Consider the following 21835-nt stretch of genomic DNA (forward strand, 5'->3'; position numbering starts at 1 on the left):
GGGTGTGGAGGAAAATCTCAGGTTTGGATTGATGGTGTCGCCGGAAATACCATTCATGGCCGTTAGTCAGAATGAGCTACAGGCGATGGCCTATACCGATCCGCTGACGGGATTGGGCAACCGCAATCGCATGCGCGATAAGGTGATGCAGATTTCGGCCGAGCGGGCCAGCGATCCGGCGCCCTTCACCATCGGTATCGCCAATCTCGACAGTTTCAAGCCCATCAACGATCTCTTCGGTTCTGCTGCCGGTGACGAAATCCTGTGTCAGGTCGCCCATCGCTTGAAGGCCTGCATCCCGGATGGTGCGCTGGTCACCCGTCATGATGGCGACGAGTTCGCCTTCGTTCTGCCGCTGATTTTCGAGCGCGCGAGCGCGGAGAAATTTGGACAGATGATCCGTGAGGTGCTCTCGGCTCCCTACGATCTCGGCGACCGCAATGTGCGCCTTTCCGCCTCTTTCGGCTTTGCGATCTATCCATTTGCCGGCGAAGACTGCGAAGAGCTTTTGAAAAGTGCCGAAACCGCACTCTATCGTTCCAAGCGCCGCGGGCGCGGGCAGATCACCGTCTATTCCCGCGAGATCGCGCAGGAAATGAAACGGGCGACCCAGCTCGAACAGGCGCTTCGAAATGCCATCATCTCCGATGCGATCGACGTACATTTCCAGCCGATCGTCTCGCTCGCCAACAATCAGGTGGTGGGCTTCGAGGCACTTGCCCGCTGGAACGATCCCGACCTCGGCTTCGTCTCGCCCGGCGTATTCGTGCCGCTCGCCGAAGAGCGCGGCTTCATCGACGCGCTGTCGGAAGCGCTCTTGCGCAAGGCTGCGGAAGCGGCCCTTTCCTGGCCGCGCGAACTGTTCCTGTCCTTTAATCTGTCGTCCGCCCAGCTGATGGATCCGGGCACGAGCACCTCCATCCTGTCTATCCTCGGCCGTGTGGGCTTCGACCCGCATCGCCTCGAACTGGAAATTACCGAGACCGCTGTCATGAGTTCTGCCGACACGGCGCACCGGATCATTTCCGATCTCAGGGCAGCCGGCGTGCGCATCTCGCTCGACGATTTCGGTACCGGCCAGTCGAGCCTCGGGCGCCTGCGCGATTTCATCTTCGACAAGATCAAGATCGACCGCGCCTTTGTCTCACGCATCAATTCCGACCGCGCTTCCGAACACATCATCAAGGCGATCCTTGCGATGTGTGAAGGCCTTGAGCTGGAGGTCGTGGCCGAAGGGATTGAGGATTATTCCGAAGCGGTCAAGCTGCGTACGCTCGGCTGCGGCATGGGGCAGGGCTATCATTTCGGCCGGCCGGCCGATGGCATCGCCACGCTGCGCTTCCTCCACGAGAACTACTATTACGACACGAGCGCACAGGATCGCGTCAGCGCATAGGGGCAAAAAAGCAATGGCGTCCCATGGGACGCCATCACCTACGCTCTACTCTCCGTACGGATTACTTGTTGGTTGTCGAACCTGTCGACGTATTGTCCGTCGGCATGGCCGTGCCGGTAGCTGCCGGAGCCTTTTCGGCTGACTGCATGGCAAGTGTCTTGAACTCCGGTGCCGCCTTGAGGGATTCGGCAGTTTCCGTCGTCGTCAGCTTGACGGAGCCGTCCTGCGTATTCTGCGCGACGGTGATCTTATTCATGGGAACGGCGACATTCTTTTCACCGATCCCCAGGAAGCCGCCGACACCGATAATTGCTGCGACAAGCCCGCCATCCTTCTTCATGATCAGGTCGTTGACGCTGCCGATGCTCTCATTGTTGCCGTTGTAAACCGACTGGCCAATATACGTATTGGCACTGATCTGGTCCGGAGCCTGCTGCGTCAGATAGCTGTCGCCACCTGCCTGGGCCGTGTCGGTGCTCGGTGCCGGGGCCGGAGCCTGTGCGGCATCACCTGCAGGTGCCATCGGCTTGACTGGTTCTGCCGGTGCCGGAGCGGCCGGCTCAGCGGGTGCAGACTGCGCCGGAGCAGCAGGGTTAGCCGGCTGGGGAGCTGTCTGCGAAAATGCTGCCGGTGCGAAAGCCGTGGCAAACAATGCGCCAGCGGCAACGGTCGTCAGAAGTTTGCGTGTCATTTCGAACCTACCTTCGTTTCTTGAGTGATCCCTGGCGCGAAAGGGCCTCTTTTTCAGGAATACCTGCCGCGCCGGTTCAAGAATGAAATGACCGATCAGCTTATTGGTTCCGGACGAAGACACGGAAAATTTTGCAGTTTTCACGGAACCTTGACCGGAAAAACCCCAAAAAAACAAAAGGCGCCCCGCAAGGAGCGCCTTCATAAATTGCGGGCTTCGCAGTTCAGATCACATAGGCAGGATCGAAAACGCCCTTTACCGTGATACCGAGCTCCAGCAGCGCGCCTGCGCTTGGCTGCGCGGAGCGGGCATCCTCATCCAGGCCTTCCCAGGCGGTCGTAACGACAAGCCGGTCGGCATTGGCGCCGATGAAGGCCGGGCAGGAAGGTTGCGCTGCCGGCACCTTGTAGCGAGCTATGCGCAGGCCATCCGGGCTGTAGCGATCGACGACACCGGCACCCCACCGCGCGTTCCAGATATAGCCATCGGCATCGCAGACTGAACCGTCGAGCCCGCCGGGTTCGTCCATGCTGTCGACCATGACGATCGGTTCACCGGACGGCAGGCCGGTCTGCGGATCGACCATGACCCGCATCAGACGGCTGATCCGGGTGTCGGTGAAGTAGCCGATCGTACCATCGGGGGAAAAGCAGATGGAGTTTGGAATGCTGATGCCGCTGAAGATCTTCGTCACCTTGCCGGCGGCAACATGATAGATCGCGCCGGCCTGGTTTTCGGCGCGTTTGCTCATCGTGCTGATCCACAACGCACCTGAGGGGTGCGTGCGCCCGTCGTTGGAGCGGTTTTCCGGCTTGTCGTTTTCCAGTGCCGCATAGAAGGTCAACTTGCCGCTCGCGATATCCCGCACGAACAGCCCTTCCTCGGTCGCCAGCAACTGGCGGCCAGAATCGACGCGGGCCAGAACGCTCGCCATGACAGGCAGCGGATGTACCTTCTTCTCGTCTGTCGAAAGATTGAGCTCGTGCAGTTCCTTGCCGAGAATATTGAACCACCAGACGGAATTGGAAACGGGATCGTAAGTGGGGCCCTCACCGAGAACCGAATTGGTATTGCAAAGTGTTTTTCCCTCGAATTCATAAATATCAGTCATATGCCTATGCTCCTATGGCCGCGTCATAGGCTAAGATGGTCGCCTTGGCGCGCTCGGCAACCTCTGCTTCAGTCATTCCGGGCTTGTAAATGCTGGTGCCGAGACCGAAAGCCAAAATGCCCGCTTTGGTATAGTCGGAAAAGTTCTTGTCCGACACGCCGCCGACCGCAGCAATCACCAATTCCGGCGGCAGGATGGCGCGGATTGCGGTGATGCCGGACGGCCCCAGAACGCTTGCAGGGAAGAACTTGAGGCCGGTCGCACCTGCGCGGGCCGCCTGTAGCGCTTCAGTCGGGGTAAAGACGCCCGGCATGGTCACCATGCCGTATTCTCGGGCGCGGATGATGACGTCGGGCTCAACATTCGGTGTGACCAGCAGTTTGCCGCCGGCGGCATGCAGGCTGTCGACGGCTTCTGTCGTCAGCACGGTGCCGGCGCCGATGAGCACTTCCGCCGGCGCCATCTTGGCGGCGATTTCGATGGACTTGAATGGCTCTGGCGAATTCAGCGGGATCTCGATCGCCGTCAGACCATTTTCGATCAGCGCGCCGACCACGGCTTCGGTTTCCTCGGGCTTGATGCCGCGCAGAATGGCAATCAGCGGACGCTTCATCTTGGGGAAGGGGACACGGTTCATCAGAATATCTTTCTCAGTTCGCCGAGATGGCTCAATTCGGCCAGATGGCTTGGGCAGCGGCCGAAAGCCCGCCGCGAACGGCGGCATCGGCGTCGATGGCGGTGAAGGAAAGGGAGAGCGTATGGAAGGCCTGCTCGTAGAGCGCCTGCAGGCGTCCGGACGCGACGAGGGTAACGGGAGTATCCTTGCCGGCGTCCTGCAACGCACCGGCGATTTCGAGGCCGATCAGCGTGCCGGAGAGTTTGGCTTGGGCGGCGGCAGCCGAAATACCGTGCAGAAGCTGGCCGGAACGGGCCGTGAAAATCAGGTTCGACGCGAGAGCCGGCCGCTTGAAGGCGGCCGCAACCGCCGTTTCGAAGGCCGCGGTATCGGCCGGCTGGTCCTCGGCGCCGGCGACCGCATGCGTGAGGATCGTATGTTTGGTAATGGCGTCGAAAAGTTCGCCCGTCATGAACGTGGAAAAGCCAGTCACCTTGGCGTCACTGACATGCACCCATTTGGAATGTGTGCCCGGCATGCAGACGGCCTGGGTGCCGCGGCTCGTAGGCCCGAGTGCCCCGAGAAGCTGCGTTTCCTCCCCGCGCATGACATCCGGCGTCGCCGCATCACGCTGTGCAAGGCCCGGCAGAATGCGCACGTCGCGGCTTTCGCCGGGCACCGAAACTGCTCCCGACAGGATCGAAGAGAGCGAAGCGGGCACGTCGATATAACCCGCCTCCACCCAGCCCTGCCGCGCGCCTGCCATGCCGCAGACGATGACCGGCAGGTTGTCAGGCGCTTCCACGGCTGCGAGATGCCCTTCAAGAACCTGGGAAAAGCCGCTTTTGGCGGCGGTCGTCATGCCTTCGCCGCTGCGGCGCTCGGCAAGAACGGCGCCACCGGCATCGATAAGCCATAGCCGGAAGCTGCTGGTACCCCAGTCCACCGCGACATAAGCGGGATTTGCCATCAGAGAACGCCTCCATCGACGATAAGGGACTGCGCGGTCATGCCGGCTGCGCAGTCGGATGCGAGAAACAGAGCCGGACCGACGATCGCGTCCGGCTTTAATGGGGTCTTCAGGCATTGTTCCTGCACGGAGCGGGCAATGCTTTCCTCCGTCAGCCATAACTTCATCTGCCGCTCGGTCACCACCATGCCTGGCAGAATGCAGTTGACGCGGATATTCTCAGGGCCGAGCCTTCCGGCCATGCTCTTTGTCAGGCCGACGACTGCCGCCTTGGCGGCGGCATAGGCAGGAAAGACGCCCATGTTCAGCTTGAAGGCAATCGACGACATGTTGATGATCGCTCCGCCGCCAGCTGCCCGCATCGACGGGGCTGCCGCCTGCGAGGTGAAGAAGACGTGGCGCAGATTGACCGCCTGGTTATTATCCCAATAGTCCCCGGTCACATCGTCGAATTCGTGCCGGTCGTCCCAGGCCGCATTGTTGACAAGTACCCGGATCGGCCCCGATGTAGCGACGACAGTGTCGACCGCGCGCCTGATGGCATCGATATCGCGCAGATCGGTATGGTAGAAACTGACAGGGTGCGCATTCTCTTCTGAAAGCCGCTCGGCCAGTTCCCGGCTTTCCGCCTCGGCGATGTCGAGGAAGGAAACCTTTGCTCCCTGTCTTGCGAAACCCTCGACGAGGGCGGCCCCGATCCCGGAGCCGCCGCCGCTGATCAGCACCGTGCGATCCCTGAATTCAGGAAATTGTGCAGACATAGCGCTCACCGTTTCTCCTCCCGTATGTCACTAATTCCATTATTTGGAACTTAATTTGACTATATGGAATTATTCGAATAGGCTGGCTTTCCTGTCAAGGGTAGGAAAGGTAATGAGCTCCAAAGGCGACAGCATGGCGCATGTGGATGACAAGGGCGCGTCGCGTGATACCGGCACGCTCGGCAAGCTCATGGTGCTGCTTGATCTCGTCACCCATGCCGACGCTCCCTTGCGCTTCACCGATATTCTCGCACGTGCCGATCAGCCGCGCGGCACGTTGCACCGGCAGCTCGGGCACCTCGTCGAAGAGGGGCTTCTCGAGCTCGATGCCGAAGGGCGTTACGCGCCGGGTCTGCGGCTGCTCGACTTCGCCTCACGCAGCTGGGCGCGCAACGAATTTCGCCTGATCGCCGCGCCGCACCTCGCGGCCCTTCATCGCGAGACGGGCGAAACAGTTCATCTCGGCGTGCTGCGTGGCTCCTCCATTATTTATCTCGACAAGGTCGAAGGGCACCAGCCGGTGCGCATGTATTCACAGATCGGCAATGCCTCGCCCTGTTATTGCACCGGCGTCGGCAAGGCCGCCCTTTCGCTTTTGCCGCCGGATAAAATCGATGCACTCCTGCCCGGTCTGCATTTCAACCGCTATACCTCGGCGACGCATGTGGATGCCGAGAGCCTGCTGGCGGAGATCGGCGAAATCGCTGCCGCCGGTCATGCTTTCGATCGCGAGGAACATGAGGCCGGCATCCGCTGTGTCGCCGCCCCGATCTGGTCGGACGACCGCTCCTTCATCGGCGGGGTCTCGGTTACCGGTCCCGCTTACCGCCTGTCGATGGAACTTCTCCAGGAATGGGCCGTTCCGGTTCAGGTGACGGCGCGGAAAATCATGGACGAAATGCGCATCCGCCTCGGGCCAAGGCGTTGAAACGGGCTTGACCATAGTCAATTGCTGGACGTCGGATACATAGCATGCTTATGATGTGTGTGTTATTGAGATTTGACGGCGAATCACGCCAACTGGGGTCGTCCGCGAAATCATCGACAATTCACCGGCCGAACGCGCTGCACGCCGAGGCTGAACCTATTGATCTGACGGGCGTTGTGTAACCCACCCTGTACCTGCCTCTTTTCCACACAGGCTGCCAGCGGTTTACCCAAAGCCCGGTTCGGAGGCGAAAAATCTGATGGCAAGTTTACCGCAAACTTCGGTGGAAGACGCCTACGTCCAGGAGGTCGCCGGGCTAAAAACCCAGTTCGACATTTTTCGCTTCATGAAGCGGGTGACAGAGGCATATCGTAGCCGCGCCTTTATGGTTTTGAACCTGCCGCCGATTACCTCCTTCGACCTTCAGGCCAATACGATCATCACCAGCTGGCCCGCTGAATTGCTGTCGATCTACGATCAGGAAGGACTGATGGTGAACAGCCCCGTCCTGCGGCGGCTGCGAACGTCGACGCTGCCGTTCTTCCATGACACGTCGCGCGCCAACTGGTCGCGCGATGACGGCAAGGCTGGCATCGTTGCGACTCTTTTCGAACGCTTCAAGATGGTGCGCTGCGGCTATTTCCCGACGCACGAACCATCAGGCGCGCGCGGTGCAGTCTCTTTCGCGGGTGACCGCGAGCCCTTCACCGCGGTAGAGATGCGGGAACTGAGCTATATCGCGATCCATGTCTTCGATCGGCTGGCGGAAATCCGCAATCTCGATACGCGCATAACCGACACGCTGACGGATCGCGAGATCGATTGCCTGAACTGGACCGCCGCCGGCAAGACCAGTGCGGAGATTGCCGAAATCCTCGATCTCTCGGAACATACGGTCAATCACTACCTGAACCGAGCAACGAAGAAGCTGGATACGGTCAACCGTACGCAGGCTGTCGCCAAGGCGCTGCGCATCGGCCTCATCAAGTAAGGCCCTGATTTAGTAAGGCCGGTTTTGCAGGCCTTGCAGCCCAAAATTACGTCAGTCGACTCCAGGCTGCTCAATATCTGAGCGCCAGGCTCTTCACAGGCGGGCCAGAACTGACGATTGCCATCCTTTTCCGCAAATTCAGCATTTGGCACGCTTCCTGCATTGTTATCGGCAGAGGTCCAGAGGGGACTTTGAAACAGCGCCAGCTCAATGGCGCGACCGACATGCCGCCGTCCGATATCGCGCCGCTTTTCTCCCGGCGTTCCGATATCGGCGGTGGTTGTTGTGTTTGGGCAACCGCCCGTTGCTCTGTTCCGAAAACGGACGATTTCGGTAAAATTTTTCTGGTCTTTTTCTCCGGTTGCGCTAGTTCGCCTCGAATTGCGTCGGTTCTCGGGGAGTCCGTTGCGGCCATCAGGGCGAAAGCCCGGCGGACTTGATGGCCGCAGCGGAGAGAGAACGCATTGCCTTTCCGTGATGCAAGTTATGTCTGCTGCCCGATTTCGTTTGGCGAAGCTGTCAGCCTCCACTATTTACTGAAGAGGTAGAAGCAGTGAGGGCGGAATGACCGAGGTCACCAAGGAACAGGTTCTGGAAACGCTGAAGACCGTGCGCGGACCGGATCTGGAGCACAATATCGTCGAACTCGGCATGGTTTCCGACGTTTTCATTTCCGATGGCAAGGTCTATTTCTCCATCACCGTGCCTGCCGAACGTGCCAAGGAACTGGAGCCGCTGCGGCTTGCCGCCGAGCGTGTGATCAAGGAAATGCCGGGTGTGAAGGGTGCGCTCGTGGCCCTGACGGCAGATAAGAAGGCAGCCGCCAGCGCGCCTGCTGCGCGTCCCGCCGCGCAGGCTGATCACAGCCATTCCCATGCCCCACAGCCGCCGCGCACTGCCAAGATCGGCGTTCCCGGCATCGGCGCCATCATTGCCGTCGCATCGGGCAAGGGCGGCGTTGGCAAGTCGACGACGGCGGTCAATCTGGCGCTCGGCCTGCAGGCGAATGGTCTTCGTGTGGGTATTCTCGATGCCGATATCTACGGCCCCTCCATGCCGCGGCTTCTGAAGATCTCCGGCCGCCCGACCCAGATCGACGGCCGCATCATCAATCCCATGGAGAATTACGGCCTCAAGGTCATGTCCATGGGTTTCCTCGTCGATGAGGAAACCGCGATGATCTGGCGCGGGCCGATGGTTCAGTCCGCTCTCCTGCAGATGCTGCGTGAAGTCGCCTGGGGCGAACTCGATGTTCTCGTCGTCGACATGCCGCCCGGCACTGGCGACGCCCAGCTCACCATGGCCCAACAGGTGCCGCTCGCCGGCGCTGTGATTGTCTCAACGCCGCAGGATCTCGCGCTGATCGATGCCCGCAAGGGCCTCAACATGTTCCGCAAAGTCGAAGTGCCGGTCCTCGGCATCGTCGAGAACATGAGCTATTTCGTCGCGCCCGATACCGGCACGCGCTATGATATCTTCGGCCATGGCGGCGCCCGCAGGGAGGCTGAGCGCATCGGCGTGCCCTTCCTCGGCGAAGTGCCGCTGACGATGAATATCCGCGAGACGTCCGATGCCGGAACGCCGCTCGTCGCCTCAGATCCGAATGGCATCGTCGCCGGCATCTACCGCGCCATCGCTGCCAAGGTCTGGGAGCAGGTCGGCGAGAAGCCGCTGCGTGAGGCGCCTGCGATCGTATTCGAATAAAAACGAATCACGCGCCGATCACCCCGAATTGTGGGCGAAATGAGATGAAAAGGCGTAGTTCACGTAACATGTCTTGATTATTTCCTGGCTTTGCTTCATATGCGCGCCGGCGTCATGATGGCGCGTCTGCAAATGCTCTGTATGGCCGCTGCTTTATGAAGTTTCCGGCCTCTCTGCATGTTCGGAGTTGGCTTGTCGATCGACGGATTGGTGACTGCGATGCGGTGGAGCGACCCGGCCGAAAAGGCCGGATATGACCGGAGCTGTATGAACGTTCTTTATCCCCTTCCGTCTCGGTCGATGGCGAGTGCGTCTAGGCGCCATCGCGCCCGCAACGGCATGGTAGGGCTTTCGACAAAAATGGTTACACCGGTTGGGCGCCGCTGGCGCCGGAGATGCGGGCTGTGATCACAGCGTACTGTTCCAACTGCAAGTCGGTCGAGATCCGTGATCTTGCCAATCCTCCGGAATTGCCGGCGGATATGGTATGGATCGACATGATCGAGCCGACTCGCGAGGAAGAACTGCATGTCGAAAAGATCCTTGGCATCGAAGTGCCGACCCGGGACGACCTCAGGGCGATTGAGCCGTCAGCCCGCCTATACGTCGAAGGCAATGCCGTATACATGACCGCTTCGCTGATCTGGAAAGCAGAAACGGAAGCACCCACCCTGACGGATGTCGCCTTCATCCTCGCCGGCGACAAGCTGGTGACCATACGCTACGCCCATCCGAAATCCTTCGCCCTCTTTATCGCCGCCCTGCACCGCATACCCGAGCAGTGGCGCAGCGGCGGAGCTCTGCTTGCCAAGCTCCTGGAAACGATTGTCGATCGCACCGCCGAAGTTCTGGAAATGTCGGTGTCCCGCCTGGACATCCTCTCCGTCCACGTCTTCGGTGATCGCGCCAAGAAGGTGCGCAAGCCTTCGAACTATCTGGAAGAAAAGCTGAAGGACATTGCCGGCCATCACAGGATGATCAGCAAGCTGCGCGACAGTCTCGGTTCGCTCTCGCGCCTTCTCACCTTCTTCTATACGATTCCGGTCGTGCAGCACGATCAGGAAACCAAGGAACTCTGCCGAACGATCTCGCGCGACATCCAGTCCCTTTCGGAGCACGCGTCCTTCGTCGCCGGCAACATCACCTTCCTGCTCGACGCCTCGCTTGGCCTCATCAACATCGAGCAGAATGCCATCATCAAGATTTTTTCCATTGCTTCGGTCGTGTTCTTGCCGCCGACGCTGGTCGCTTCCATCTATGGCATGAATTTTGAATACATGCCGGAGTTGCACCTGGCTGCGGGTTATCCTTACTCGCTCGGTCTCATGGTGATCTCCGCCGTCGTTCCCTTCTTCTTTTTCCGCTGGAAAGGCTGGCTCTGAGGAGCCTGTAATTGCTTCATGTCTGAAGAAAGCCATTCTCAAGAACGTGACCTTACGCCGCGCAAGCTCTTTTATCTTGCGCTAGGCTCCGTAGGTGTCGTTTACGGGGATATCGGCACGAGCCCGCTTTACGCGTTTCGCGAAGCGCTGAAGCCCGTCGCTCACGATGGTCTCACCCGCTTCGAGGTTATCAGCCTTATTTCACTGATGATCTGGGCGCTGACCATCATCGTCACCATCAAATACGTGCTCTTCCTGCTGCGCGCCGACAACGACGGCGAAGGCGGCACCCTGTCACTGCTGGCCCTCCTGATGAAGACCGCCAATGGCCATACTGCGCTGCTGATGCTCCTCGGCCTGATGGGTGCGGCACTCTTCCTTGGTGACGCGATGATCACGCCGGCACTGTCAGTCCTGTCGGCGGTCGAAGGTATCAAGCTGGTCACGCCGCGCCTGTCGGAATATATCGTGCCGATATCGGTGGCGATCCTGGCGCTTCTTTTCGTCGTGCAATCTCACGGCACGGGCGCGGTCGCACGCTTCTTCGGCCCAATCACGGCGCTCTGGTTCTTGGTTATGGCCGCCGCCGGCATTGCCCATATTTCGGACGATTACGGCATTCTCGCCGCCTTCAACCCCTATTATGCCGTCAGCTTCCTGCTGCATGAGGGCTTCTACGGCATCGTGGTCCTCGGCGCCGTTTTCCTGACCGTCACCGGTGCGGAAGCGCTTTACGCGGACCTCGGCCATTTCGGTCGTCGCCCGATCCAGTGGGCCTGGTTCCTGCTGGTTTTCCCGTCGTTGACGCTGAATTATCTGGGGCAGGGCGCGCTCGTTCTCGGCAATCCGATGACGATGTCCGATCCCTTCTACCTTATGTACCCGCAATGGGCGCTGCTGCCGGTCGTCATCCTTGCGACTGCCGCCACAATCATCGCCAGCCAGGCCGTCATCACCGGTGCCTTTTCGCTCGTGCGCCAGGGGATCAACCTCGGCTTCCTGCCGCGCATGGAAATCCTCTTCACGTCCGAGACCAATACCGGGCAGATCTTCGTACCGTCGGTCAACGCAGTGCTGTTCTTCGGCGTTATCTTCCTCGTGCTCGGCTTCAAGACTTCGGATGCACTGGCCACCGCCTACGGCATCTCTGTCACCGGCGCGATGGTCGTCACCTCGATCATGGCCTTCGAATTCGTCCGCGCCCGCTGGAACTGGTCGCTTCCTGTTGCCATCATCGCGCTGCTGCCGCTGGTCATTCTCGAGCTGATCTTCTTCGGCGCCAACCTTCTGAAGATTCATGACGGCGGTTACATTCCGATCATGATTGCCACGGCCTTCACCGTCATCATGTGGACCTGGCGTCGCGGCACGGCAATCCTGACGGAAAAGACCCGCCATACGGATATTCCGCTTGCCTCTTTCGTAAGCTCCATCGAGCGCAAGAGCGAGCATTCGCCGGCCCATGTTCCGGGCACCGCAATCTTCCTGACCAGCGATCCGGACTCGGCACCCGCCGCATTGCTGCACAATCTCAAGCACAATCATGTGCTCCATGATCGCAACGTCATCCTGACGATCCGCACGGTCAACAAGCCGCGTGTCTCGCCGCAGGAGCGCTACAAGGTCGAGCAGATATCCGAACGCTTTTCGCGCGTGGAACTGCTCTTCGGCTTCATGGAATCACAGAATGTCTCCCAGGCGCTGGCGGCCTTGCGCAAGACCGGCCTGAAGTTCGACATCATGACGACCTCCTTCTATCTCGGCCGCCGCAAGCTGGTGCCTGATGCGAAGTCCGGCATGCCCTACTGGCAGGACCGCCTCTACATCGCGCTCGCCAACGCTGCCGCGAATCCCTCCGACTACTTCCGCCTGCCGGCCAACCGTGTGGTGGAACTGGGCTCGCACGTCATAATTTGATGGGGTCGAGAGGGCGTTTCGTCGCTCTCTTTATCCAGCGCCGGCGCTGTTTCATGAGTTTGTAAAGACCCCGCCCAAACCCCTCCCCACAAGGGGGAGGGACTTAAGCTGCCGCGCACGATTTCGATGTCTTCAGCCTTTTGAAAGCGGCAACGCGCTCTTTCCGGGTTAAGCCCTTCCCACCTGTGGGAGGGGTCGGGGAGGGGACTTTTCGCCGGGCGGAACTCCCATCCCCCTAAAATCCCAACAGCTTTAGCATATGCAAGAATCCTCATGGTCATATTCCGGCACGGGTCGTTAACCAGCTATCAAGGTTAATGCGAGATTTTCTTGGGACTGTTCCTGCGTCCCATGCCTGGAGTCCGCGTTGCGTCGAAATGGTCATTCTCGCAGCAAGCTGCGTCTCTTGCCCCAGAATTGGGCCTCTCCCGCGATTTTCGGCGTGGCCGGATGGCTGATCTTTCCGAGCGTCGCTTCTCATGCCGATCTTGCCACCATGCTCGCCGGTCTCGATAATGATGGCGAAAGCTGGCGCATGGTTCTGACCAATTCGCCGGCAGGCTCCATTCACCAGGCGGAACTCGCCTTTGCCGATCCTGCGGTCACCGGTTCGATCCCGTCAGGCGCCGGCATGGTGCTGCCGGACGGCCGAAAGGTCGCCTTCGTTTCGGGCAAAAAAGGCAACGAGGGCATCCCGGACGAGGATCGCGTCAATCGCAATGCCAAGAAGGGCCGCGTCGTTGCCGTTGAAAGAGTGCAGCCGCCGAAGGATTTCTCCGCCGGCTCCATCCTCGAGCGCACGAAACTCCTTTTCCGCCCGGTCTTTGATCTCAAGGACAAGTCCGCCTTCGTCAAGCCGGCGATCAGGGGCAAGGAGATCGAGATCGCGACTGCCTTCTACAAGACACAGCCGGTGCAACAGCAGGACACTGCCGTCCCGGAAATGCTGGCAAGCCTCGTGACCAGCAACAAGGCCGACGTATTGGCGACAGCCTATGCACCTGCCGCACCGGATTATTCCCGTCAGTCCCCCTTCGATTCCATCCTGACCGACAAGGATGAAGGCCGCTTCGTGCCGCAGATCGGTCCAAAAGACCATGCCTGGGCCGCCAGCATCCTGCCGCCAAGCGTCTTCTCCGCCAGTGAGCAGCAGTGCCTGGCTTCGGGCATCTATTTCGAAGCGCGCGGCGAATCCGTGAAGGGGCAGGCGGCGGTCGCGCAGGTCATCCTCAACCGCGTCCGTAACCCGGCCTATCCGAAGACCATTTGCGGCGTCGTCTACCAGAACGAGGACTGGCGCAACCGCTGCCAGTTTTCCTTCGCCTGCGACAACATCAAGGACCGCGTGAATTCACAATATCACTGGCGCGTTGCCCGCGACGTTGCCATGGCCGTGACTGCCGGCAAGATCTGGCTGCCGCAGGTTGGATCGGCCACGCATTACCATGCCGTCTACGTCCGGCCCGATTGGGCCAGGACCATGGAAAAGGTAGGCCGCATCGGCATGCATGTCTTCTACCGGACTTACGGCGGCGGTTGGAGCTGAGGCAAAAGGGCTGCTGATTGCGGATTTTATGCAGACCGGCACAGTTCGAAGACGGATTCTTTGGATGAAATCGGGCGCAGGTGGCCAGATTCCGCTTAAATAATTGATTTTTTGCGGTTATTTTATGGCTGGACACGGGCTGTCTACGCCTTGACTATGCTAATCCCTAAAACTATGTTGCGCGCGACTTCAGAACGGGCCGGAAGGTTCTTTAACCTTTGCGTCCGTGGTTCGGAAAACCGGGGTAGCGGGATTGCGGGCGACGGGAGCGGAGGAGAGCACGATGGCGGATGACCGCGAAGAAAGTCTTGAGCAGCGCCGTCGGCAGCTGGAAGCGGAACTCGCCTCCAAGCGTGTCGATGACAGGAAGGAAGAAGCGCGGGAGGCCAGCGCCGAGCAGAGCCGTAAAGGTTATGCACAGGCGATGAAGCTCTCCAGCGAATTCATTTCCGCCATTGTTGTTGGTGCTGTACTCGGCTGGCTCTTCGACCATTTTGTTGGCACGACGCCTTGGGGGCTGATTGTTCTTCTGCTTCTTGGATTCTGTGCCGGCGTACTGAATGTTCTGCGCGCCGCGGGGAAGGTTTCCCAACCCCTGGATCGCAGAACACCTGAGAAATAAGGGCCGTTCTGGTCCAGTGCAATTTTCGCCTTCGGGCGGATCAAAGAGAGAGAGCAACCGGTGTCAAACGATCCGACTCATCAGTTCCAGATCTTCAAGATTGTGCCGATCGAGATCGGCGGGATTGATTTCTCGTTCACCAACGCATCTCTCTTCATGGTGGCTTCGGCTGCTGTCGCTGCTGGTTTCCTCTATTTCTCGACCACGAGCCGCGCCATTATTCCGGGCCGTTCGCAGTCGCTTGCCGAAATGTCCTATGAGTTCATTGCCGGCATGCTGAAGGAAGGGGCGGGCACCAAGGGGATGAAGTTCTTCCCGCTGGTCTTCTCGCTCTTCATGTTCGTACTGACGGCAAACCTGCTCGGCATGTTCCCGTATTTCTTCACGATTACCAGCCAGATCATCGTCACTTTCGCACTGGCGATCCTCGTCATCGGCACGGTTCTCGTCTACGGCTTCTATAAGCACGGCTTCCACTTCTTTAATGTCTTCGTGCCCTCGGGCGTGCCGGGCATTCTGTTGCCGCTGGTCGTCTCGATCGAAATCATTTCCTTCCTGTCCCGTCCGATTTCATTGTCGGTTCGTCTTTTCGCAAACATGCTCGCTGGTCACATCACGCTGAAGGTGTTCGCAGGCTTCGTCGCCTCGCTTGGAGCCCTCGGTGCAGTCGGTGTCGGCGGAGCCGTTCTTCCTCTCATCATGACCGTCGCCCTGACCGGTCTCGAGTTCCTCGTCGCCTTCCTCCAGGCTTACGTCTTTGCGGTGCTGACTTGCATGTACCTCAATGACGCGATCCATCCGGGCGGGCACTAAGGATAACGACATCGACGTCAAAGGGCGTCAGTCATTCGCCGCAACAACCATTTCAAAGGAGTTCAACATGGAAGCGGAAGCAGCAAAGTTCATCGGTGCAGGCCTGGCTTGCTTTGGTATGGCCGGTACGGCTCTCGGCCTCGGCAATATCTTCGGCAGCTACCTCTCCGGCGCTCTGCGCAATCCGTCTGCAGCTGACAGCCAGTTCGGCCGTCTGGTATTCGGCTTCGCCGTTACGGAAGCTCTGGGCATCTTCTCGCTGCTCGTTGCTCTCCTTCTGCTCTTCGCCGTCTAATATCGGTGGATTGATGGATCACGGCCTGCGAACAGCGAGCCGTGATCCTTTGCATTTGCAGTACACCTGGAGGTGAGCATGTACTTTGTGACCCCGGCCTACGCTGAAGAGGCACCGGCGGGAACCGCGACGGATGCGCATGCCGCTCCGGCTGCCGGCGAGGTTCATACCGAGACCGGCGTCGCCGAAGGCGGGCACGCGCGTGGGCCTTTCCCGCCTTTCGATTCGTCGACCTATGCATCCCAGCTTCTGTGGCTGGTGATCACGTTTGTCATTTTCTACCTGCTCATGCAAAAGGTCATCGCACCGCGCATCGGCGCCATCATCGAGCAGCGTCACAGCCGCATTTCGCAGGATGTCGAGGAGGCCGGCCGCCTGAAGGCTGAAGCCGACGCCGCCGTCGCAACCTATGAAGGCGAACTTGCCGCTGCCCGCGCCAAGGCGAACTCGATCGGCACTGCTGCTCGTGATGCCGCCAAGGTCAAGGCCGAGGAAGACCGCCGCGCCGTTGAGGCAAGCCTGACCGAAAAGCTGAAGGCTGCCGAGGCCCGCATCGCCGATGTGAAGGCAAAGGCTTTCGCCGATGTCGGCGCCATCGCCGAGGAAACCGCGTCTGCTGTGGTCGAACAGCTTATTGGCGGTTCCGCTGCCAAGACTGACGTTGCCGCTGCCGTCGCAGCAGCCGAGAAGGAGGCTTGATCGATGGAATTTGCTCTTGATGCAACTTTCTTCGCCCTTGTCGGCCTCGTTATCTTCCTGGCCCTGATGGTTTACCTGAAGGTTCCGGGCATGATGGCGAAGTCGCTGGACGACCGTGCCGATCAGATCCGCAACGAGCTGGCAGAAGCCAAGCGTCTGCGCGAGGAAGCCCAGCACCTGCTCGCCGAATATCAGCGCAAGCGCAAGGAAGCTGAAGCCGAAGCTGCCCACATCGTGGCGGCTGCCGAGCGCGAAGCCGAAATGCTGACCGCTGAAGCCAAGAAAAAGACGGAAGAATTCGTCGCTAACCGCACGGCTCTTTCCGAGCAGAAGATCAAGCAGGCCGAAGTCGATGCGATGAAGGCCGTTCGCTCTGCCGCAGTCGATCTCGCCATCGCAGCCGCCGAAGCCGTTATCGGCAAACAGGCCGATGGCAAGGTTCAGTCCGAACTCTTCGGTCAGGCCGTCGGCGAAGTGAAGACCCGCCTGAACTGAGCCGCAGCTCGATACTATTGGAAAAGCCCCGCTTCGGCGGGGCTTTTTGTTTTATTTGTATGGGTTGTCTGGCGTGATGCGCGTGCCGGCGATGGCGGTCTCGCACGACCGAGCGGTCCTGAGATGCGAGTCACGACCGCGGTTATTCGCCGAGCATCTCGCCGTTCGCTTCGATCTCTACGCCATCCTTGCGCAGCGGCCGGAAGGTCATCCGGTGCAGCGAGCAAGGGCCATGCTTCTCGATACCGGAGCGGTGCTGCGCGGTGCCATATCCGGCATGGGCGGCAAAACCATATTCGGGAAATACAAGATGCGCGCGTGCCATCATCCGGTCGCGCGTCACCTTCGCCACGATGGACGCGGCGGCGATCGAAACCGATCGGGCGTCGCCCTTCACCACAGCCTGCCCGGGGCAGTCGAGCCCGACAGGCACATCGAGCCCATCCGTCAGCACATAACTTGCCGGTACGGAAAGGCCGCAGATCGCGCGGCGCATGGCGTCGAGGCTTGCCTTGCGGATATCGGTTTCGTCGATGCGGGTGGAGCTGGAAGAAGCGATGGAAACCGTGGCGGTTGCAAGAATTTGGACGAACAGCTCCTCGCGCTTCTGCGCCGAAAGCTGTTTGGAATCGTTGAGACCTTCAGGAATGCGCTTGGGATCGAGGATCACGGCTGCAGCAACGACAGGGCCCGCCAGTGGCCCGCGTCCGGCCTCATCGGCGCCCGCGACGGGCCAGTGGCCGGCCTTGCGAGCCTTCAGCTCCAGCCGGAAATCCGGCACGAGGGGGACCTCTTCAAAGAGCAGAGGAGAATCGGGTGACGTGCGACGTTTCATGCGGTTGAACCTCGCACGCCAACCCGATTTCCTGCAAGCCCCCGGATCAGGGCGGCGACGGCCGGGGGCAGTCCGGCAGATGGTGCGGTCAGGGCCATCCGCAGGAATTGCGCAAGACAGAAGACGCAGGGCAGGTCTTCTTCACGTCTTGCGCAAGCTCACAAGCAATTCCAGCAAAAGTGCGTAGCGGTTTCACGTCCGGAATTGCGTAAACAACAAAGCAATTCCAGCAAAAGTGCATCGCGGTTTTGCGTTTTCGGAATTGCACGAAAATATCCAGTCACAGCAACGAAAGCTGCACGCCGCTTCCATTCGGCGGCACGAAGAGATCATCGCGCAAGGCAAGGCTTCGACGGGTCAATTCCAGCCGCTTCGCAGCCATCTCGAAGCGTCGGGCGATCTGCCACGCGTAGGGTCCGGCGCCTTTCATGCGCTTGCCGAACTCGGCGTCATAATCCTTGCCGCCACGCATTGAACGCACCAGCGACATGACATGACGGTAGCGGTCAGGATAGTTCTGCAGCAGCCAGTCGCGGAACAGGGGGCTTACTTCCAATGGCAGCCGCAGCAATACATAACTCGCTTCTTCCGCTCCTGCCGTTTTGGCGGCATCGAGAATGCGTTCCAGCTCATGATCGTTGAGCGCGGGGATGATTGGCGCGGCCATCACGGACGTACGCACACCGGCCTCGGAAAGCCCGCGGATCGCCTCCAGCCTGCGCGTCGGCGTCGAAGCTCGGGGCTCCATGAGGCGCGCAAGCTTGCGGTCGAGCGTCGTGACCGAAATGCCGACGCGCACGATGTTCTTTGCCGCCATCTCCGTGAGGATATCGAGATCGCGCAGGATCATCGCCGACTTGGTGACGATCGCAACGGGGTGGTTCGCCTTGTTCAGCACTTCGAGGATCTGCCGCATGATGCGCCATTCCTTTTCGATCGGCTGGTAGGGATCGGTATTGGTGCCGATCGCGATGACGCGCACCTTGTAGCCGGGTTTGGCAAGCTCGCGCTCCAGGAGCTTCGGTGCGTCCGGCTTGGCGAAGAGCTTGCTCTCGAAATCCAGCCCTGCCGACAGGCCCATATAGGCATGGGTCGGCCGGGCAAAGCAGTAGATGCAGCCATGCTCGCAGCCTCGATAGGGATTGATCGACCTGTCGAAGGAAAGATCGGGAGACTCGTTGCGGGTAATCGCCGTGCGTGGCTTCTCGATCTGGACATCCGTCTTGAAGGGGGGCAGTTCCTCGAGCGTCTGCCAGCCATCATCGAAGGCCTCGCGCTGTGTCGGCTCGAAGCGGCCGGTGGGGTTCAGCCCCGCACCGCGGCCGCGTCGCCGGTCGACTTCGACGCGCAGCCCCGAGGCCGCGATCATCGCGTCGGCAATATCTGCCTTATTGGCAGGCGCAAATGCCGCCTGTCCTGCAAGGGACTGTGGTCTCATCGGATTCTCCAGCGGCGAAAAACGTTCGATTTCGCTCGTTTGATGATTATATTCCTATCGGCAAAAAGAGAACAATGCAAGAACAAAATGAGGAAAGTCGCACTGGCAAATTTTTGTGCGGCGCTCTATAAACAGGCAATGTTGACTGTTGTTCTTGAATGCCAGGATCAGGAACCTGAGCTGGCCCAGACCCTATCGGTATTGGTGGCGGGCGCCGTGGAGGGCCTCGTCAGCGACGTGGTCGTGCTCGATCACGGCTCCCGCGATGGTACCTCGCGGGTGGCGGACGCTGCCGGCTGCCGCTTCCATTCGCAGTGGGATATCAAGGACATCATCCGATCGGCCCGTGGCGAATGGCTGCTTTTCGTCGAGCCGGGCGCAAGACCGCAGGCGGGCTGGATCGACGAAGTTTCGGAATATGTCGCCTTGAACAAGGTCCCTGCGCGCTTCACTGCCTCGCGCGGCTATCGACGTCCCTTCTTCCAGCGCGTCGGTCGTTCAAGGCCGCCGCTCGAACTCGGCCTGCTCATGCCGAAGAAGCTCGCCATTTCAGCGGCAAAGAGCGGCATGCGCTTGACCGAATTCGTCAAGGCACAGAAGCCGCGTCAGCTTTCCAGCGAATTGATTCCCTCCTGGGTCGCCCGTGCCGCGCGGTAGCTACGACATTTCCGCGACATTGCGCAAAAATGGCGCCCAATCGAATTTTGCGCTATAATTGGAGCATGGCGCCGCCGAAGCGCCTCGCTTCGTAACGGATGGCCATGAGATGCCGGTGAGCGGCAGAGCAGGTCAACGAAAATCTCCTCTTCTCCCGGCTTCCGGCGAAAGGAGGTGCGTCATGCTACGCAATATGGTCCACGGCCTGCTGGCCGCCATACTGACGACATCGCTGATCGCGCATCCGCATCCGGCAGCATCGCAGATGATGCGCAGTTGCGCAGGCCGATCCGAGATCGTCAAATTTCTGGACAGCAACTTTGGTGAAAAGCTCACCGCAGTCGGGTTGATCAATCAGAACGCCATTCTCGAGGTCTATGCCGCCGAAAGCGGCACTTGGACGCTCCTCGTCACGGATGTTCATGGCATAAGCTGCGTGCTGTTATCAGGCGACAGCTGGGAAACGATGCCCGCCCTGCCGGGTCTGGCAACATAGAGGACATCGCTGTCGCAGCCGGTCTATTTCGTCGCGCCGCGCTTCAGATGTTCGTCGAGCCGGGGCATGATCTCCACGAAATTGCAGGGCATCTGCCGGTAGTCGAGCTGCGCCTTCAATATACCGTCCCAGGCATCCTTGCAGGCGCCGGGCGAGCCCGGCAGCACAAAGATGAAGGTGGCGTTGGCAACACCTGCCGTAGCGCGCGACTGGATCGTCGACGTTCCGATCTTGTCGTAGGAAATCCGGTGGAACACGGCCGAAAATCCATCCATCCGCTTTTCGAAGAGCGGTTCCAGCGCATCGGGCGTCACGTCACGGCCGGTAAAACCGGTCCCGCCCGTGGTGATGACGACGTCGATTTCCTTGGCTTCCGTCCAGGCACGCACGCGGGCGGTGATCCTCTCGCGGTCGTCGGGAACGATATCGCGGTCGATCAGCTGATGTCCGGCTTCCGCAATTCGTGCCGCCAGCGTGTCGCCGGATTTGTCATCGGCCGGCGTACGCGTATCCGAAACGGTCAGAACCGCTATGCCGAGCGGAATAAAAGGTCGTTTTTCGTCCAGGCCTGCCATCACGCGCCTCCCGCGAAAGTCTCCGTCGCCTGGAAATACCAGTCCGGGCGCGCGGCGTGAAGACGCTCGGCGGCACGCAGCGCGGCAACGGGCGTCTCGAAAATGCCGAAGCAGGTCGCACCAGAGCCGGACATGCGGGTGAAAAGCGCGCCTTCTGCAGCGAGCATGCCAGAAATCTCGGCAATTTCGGGAACCAGCTCCCGCGCCGGCGGCTCAAGATCATTGCGTGTCGCTCTTATGGCTTCCATCCAGTGCGGCGACTTTTTCAGGACCAGGCGAGGATTATTCTTGATGACAAGCCGCCGGAAGATCTCGGGCGTGGAAACGCCTTTAAGCGGATTGGCGAGCACCACAGCGAAGGAGGGCAGGGCATCGGCCGTCTCTATCTGTTCGCCGATGCCGCGTGCAATCAGCGGCGTGCTTTTGAGGCACATCGGCACGTCGGCTCCAAGCGTCAGGGCGAGGGCAGCAATAGTTTCTGTCGGAAGCGGCACGTTCCACAGGCGCATAAGCCCGCGCAGAGTCGCTGCTGCATCGGCAGACCCGCCACCGATGCCGGAAGCGATCGGCAGGTTCTTCTCGAGATGGATGCGCACAGGCGGAGCACCACCCGCCGCTTCCCGCAGCAGGTCGCGGGCCTTCAACACCAGATTGGTGCCGGGGTCATCGGCAAGCACGTCGGCGAACTGGCCGGAAAGCGTGAAGTCATCGGCATCGGCTGGGGAAAACCCCAACCGATCGCCGTGGCGCGTAAACGTCACCAGCATTTCAAGAAGGTGATAGCCGTCGGCCCTCTGGCCCGTCACATGAAGGGCAAGATTGATTTTTGCGCAGGCATCTTCAGCAACGGCGAAATCGCCGAGCCCGGAAAGCAGCATGCCCGTTTCAGGCATGCGG

23 protein-coding genes are annotated in these 21835 nt (G+C 60.0%); 14 read left to right on the top strand and 9 right to left on the bottom strand.

What is annotated here, in order from left to right; translation table 11 throughout:
* Positions 1-55 precede the first annotated feature (55 nt).
* Positions 56-1396: a putative bifunctional diguanylate cyclase/phosphodiesterase gene (locus FHX06_RS21640; RefSeq protein WP_409564432.1), complete on the top strand. Its 1341-nt coding sequence runs from the start codon at positions 56-58 to the stop codon at positions 1394-1396.
* 61 nt (positions 1397-1457) lie between these two features.
* On the opposite strand, the gene FHX06_RS21645 is transcribed toward FHX06_RS21640, so the two are convergent.
* The 5 genes from FHX06_RS21645 to FHX06_RS21665 all read right to left on the bottom strand — a co-directional run bounded on the left by FHX06_RS21645 (position 1458) and on the right by FHX06_RS21665 (position 5545).
* Positions 1458-2087, bottom strand: a complete 630-nt coding sequence (locus FHX06_RS21645) for a PRC-barrel domain-containing protein (protein WP_113014822.1) — start codon at positions 2085-2087, stop codon at positions 1458-1460.
* A 223-nt stretch (positions 2088-2310) separates the two neighbouring features.
* On the bottom strand, positions 2311-3198 hold the full coding sequence (locus tag FHX06_RS21650) for an SMP-30/gluconolactonase/LRE family protein (RefSeq protein WP_113014705.1): 888 nt from the start codon (positions 3196-3198) through the stop codon (positions 2311-2313).
* Between the two features lie 4 nt (positions 3199-3202).
* Positions 3203-3835: a 2-dehydro-3-deoxy-6-phosphogalactonate aldolase gene (locus FHX06_RS21655; RefSeq protein WP_113211450.1), complete on the bottom strand. Its 633-nt coding sequence runs from the start codon at positions 3833-3835 to the stop codon at positions 3203-3205.
* Positions 3836-3866: 31 nt separating this feature from the next.
* Positions 3867-4784, bottom strand: a complete 918-nt coding sequence (locus tag FHX06_RS21660; protein ID WP_113211451.1) for a 2-dehydro-3-deoxygalactonokinase — start codon at positions 4782-4784, stop codon at positions 3867-3869.
* Complete coding sequence (locus FHX06_RS21665; RefSeq protein WP_113148453.1) at positions 4784-5545, bottom strand: SDR family NAD(P)-dependent oxidoreductase; 762 nt, start codon at positions 5543-5545, stop codon at positions 4784-4786. The genes FHX06_RS21660 and FHX06_RS21665 overlap by 1 nt, the downstream gene beginning before the upstream one ends.
* A gap of 112 nt (positions 5546-5657) precedes the next feature.
* Here FHX06_RS21665 and FHX06_RS21670 point away from each other — a divergent pair, with 112 nt between their 5' ends.
* The 11 genes from FHX06_RS21670 (at position 5658) to FHX06_RS21720 (ending at position 16937) form a co-directional block, all read left to right on the top strand.
* Complete coding sequence (locus FHX06_RS21670) at positions 5658-6473, top strand: IclR family transcriptional regulator (protein ID WP_113148452.1); 816 nt, start codon at positions 5658-5660, stop codon at positions 6471-6473.
* Between the two features lie 259 nt (positions 6474-6732).
* A complete protein-coding gene (locus tag FHX06_RS21675) occupies positions 6733-7464 on the top strand; it encodes a LuxR family transcriptional regulator (protein WP_112541401.1) in 732 nt (243 codons plus the stop codon).
* A 564-nt stretch (positions 7465-8028) separates the two neighbouring features.
* A complete protein-coding gene (gene apbC, locus FHX06_RS21680; RefSeq protein ID WP_113211453.1) occupies positions 8029-9168 on the top strand; it encodes an iron-sulfur cluster carrier protein ApbC in 1140 nt (379 codons plus the stop codon).
* A gap of 404 nt (positions 9169-9572) precedes the next feature.
* A complete protein-coding gene (locus tag FHX06_RS21685) occupies positions 9573-10550 on the top strand; it encodes a magnesium transporter CorA family protein (RefSeq protein WP_112972478.1) in 978 nt (325 codons plus the stop codon).
* Positions 10551-10568: 18 nt separating this feature from the next.
* Positions 10569-12467 (top strand): potassium transporter Kup, encoded by a 1899-nt coding sequence (locus FHX06_RS21690; RefSeq protein ID WP_112541397.1) that lies wholly within the window; start codon positions 10569-10571, stop codon positions 12465-12467.
* Between the two features lie 367 nt (positions 12468-12834).
* Complete coding sequence (locus FHX06_RS21695) at positions 12835-14013, top strand: cell wall hydrolase (protein ID WP_183880803.1); 1179 nt, start codon at positions 12835-12837, stop codon at positions 14011-14013.
* A gap of 283 nt (positions 14014-14296) precedes the next feature.
* Positions 14297-14635, top strand: a complete 339-nt coding sequence (locus FHX06_RS21700; protein ID WP_112541395.1) for an AtpZ/AtpI family protein — start codon at positions 14297-14299, stop codon at positions 14633-14635.
* Between the two features lie 60 nt (positions 14636-14695).
* Positions 14696-15448, top strand: a complete 753-nt coding sequence (locus FHX06_RS21705) for a F0F1 ATP synthase subunit A (RefSeq protein ID WP_112541394.1) — start codon at positions 14696-14698, stop codon at positions 15446-15448.
* Positions 15449-15515: 67 nt separating this feature from the next.
* Positions 15516-15743 carry a F0F1 ATP synthase subunit C gene (locus tag FHX06_RS21710; protein ID WP_003588243.1) on the top strand — a complete coding sequence of 76 codons (228 nt, stop codon included), beginning with the start codon at positions 15516-15518 and terminating at the stop codon, positions 15741-15743.
* Positions 15744-15821: 78 nt separating this feature from the next.
* A complete protein-coding gene (locus FHX06_RS21715; protein ID WP_183880805.1) occupies positions 15822-16442 on the top strand; it encodes a F0F1 ATP synthase subunit B in 621 nt (206 codons plus the stop codon).
* A gap of 3 nt (positions 16443-16445) precedes the next feature.
* On the top strand, positions 16446-16937 hold the full coding sequence (locus tag FHX06_RS21720) for a F0F1 ATP synthase subunit B (RefSeq protein WP_112541392.1): 492 nt from the start codon (positions 16446-16448) through the stop codon (positions 16935-16937).
* Between the two features lie 142 nt (positions 16938-17079).
* Here FHX06_RS21720 and FHX06_RS21725 read toward each other — a convergent pair whose 3' ends face one another.
* Positions 17080-17772: a ribonuclease HII gene (locus FHX06_RS21725; RefSeq protein WP_112541391.1), complete on the bottom strand. Its 693-nt coding sequence runs from the start codon at positions 17770-17772 to the stop codon at positions 17080-17082.
* Between the two features lie 280 nt (positions 17773-18052).
* Positions 18053-19210 carry a PA0069 family radical SAM protein gene (locus FHX06_RS21730; RefSeq protein ID WP_113014695.1) on the bottom strand — a complete coding sequence of 386 codons (1158 nt, stop codon included), beginning with the start codon at positions 19208-19210 and terminating at the stop codon, positions 18053-18055.
* A gap of 138 nt (positions 19211-19348) precedes the next feature.
* Here FHX06_RS21730 and FHX06_RS21735 point away from each other — a divergent pair, with 138 nt between their 5' ends.
* Entirely contained in the window at positions 19349-19867 is a 519-nt protein-coding gene (locus FHX06_RS21735) for a glycosyltransferase family 2 protein (RefSeq protein ID WP_112972513.1), read from the top strand.
* A gap of 181 nt (positions 19868-20048) precedes the next feature.
* Complete coding sequence (locus FHX06_RS21740) at positions 20049-20363, top strand: hypothetical protein (RefSeq protein ID WP_113014694.1); 315 nt, start codon at positions 20049-20051, stop codon at positions 20361-20363.
* A 23-nt stretch (positions 20364-20386) separates the two neighbouring features.
* On the opposite strand, the gene moaB is transcribed toward FHX06_RS21740, so the two are convergent.
* On the bottom strand, positions 20387-20938 hold the full coding sequence (gene moaB / locus FHX06_RS21745; RefSeq protein WP_112972474.1) for a molybdenum cofactor biosynthesis protein B: 552 nt from the start codon (positions 20936-20938) through the stop codon (positions 20387-20389).
* Complete coding sequence (locus tag FHX06_RS21750) at positions 20938-21831, bottom strand: 4-(cytidine 5'-diphospho)-2-C-methyl-D-erythritol kinase (protein WP_183880807.1); 894 nt, start codon at positions 21829-21831, stop codon at positions 20938-20940. Before FHX06_RS21750 ends, moaB begins: the two co-directional genes overlap by 1 nt.
* Between the last annotated feature and the right edge of the window lie 4 nt (positions 21832-21835).

It is taken from the genome of Rhizobium sp. BK512 (assembly GCF_014194915.1).
Classification (GTDB): domain Bacteria; phylum Pseudomonadota; class Alphaproteobacteria; order Rhizobiales; family Rhizobiaceae; genus Rhizobium.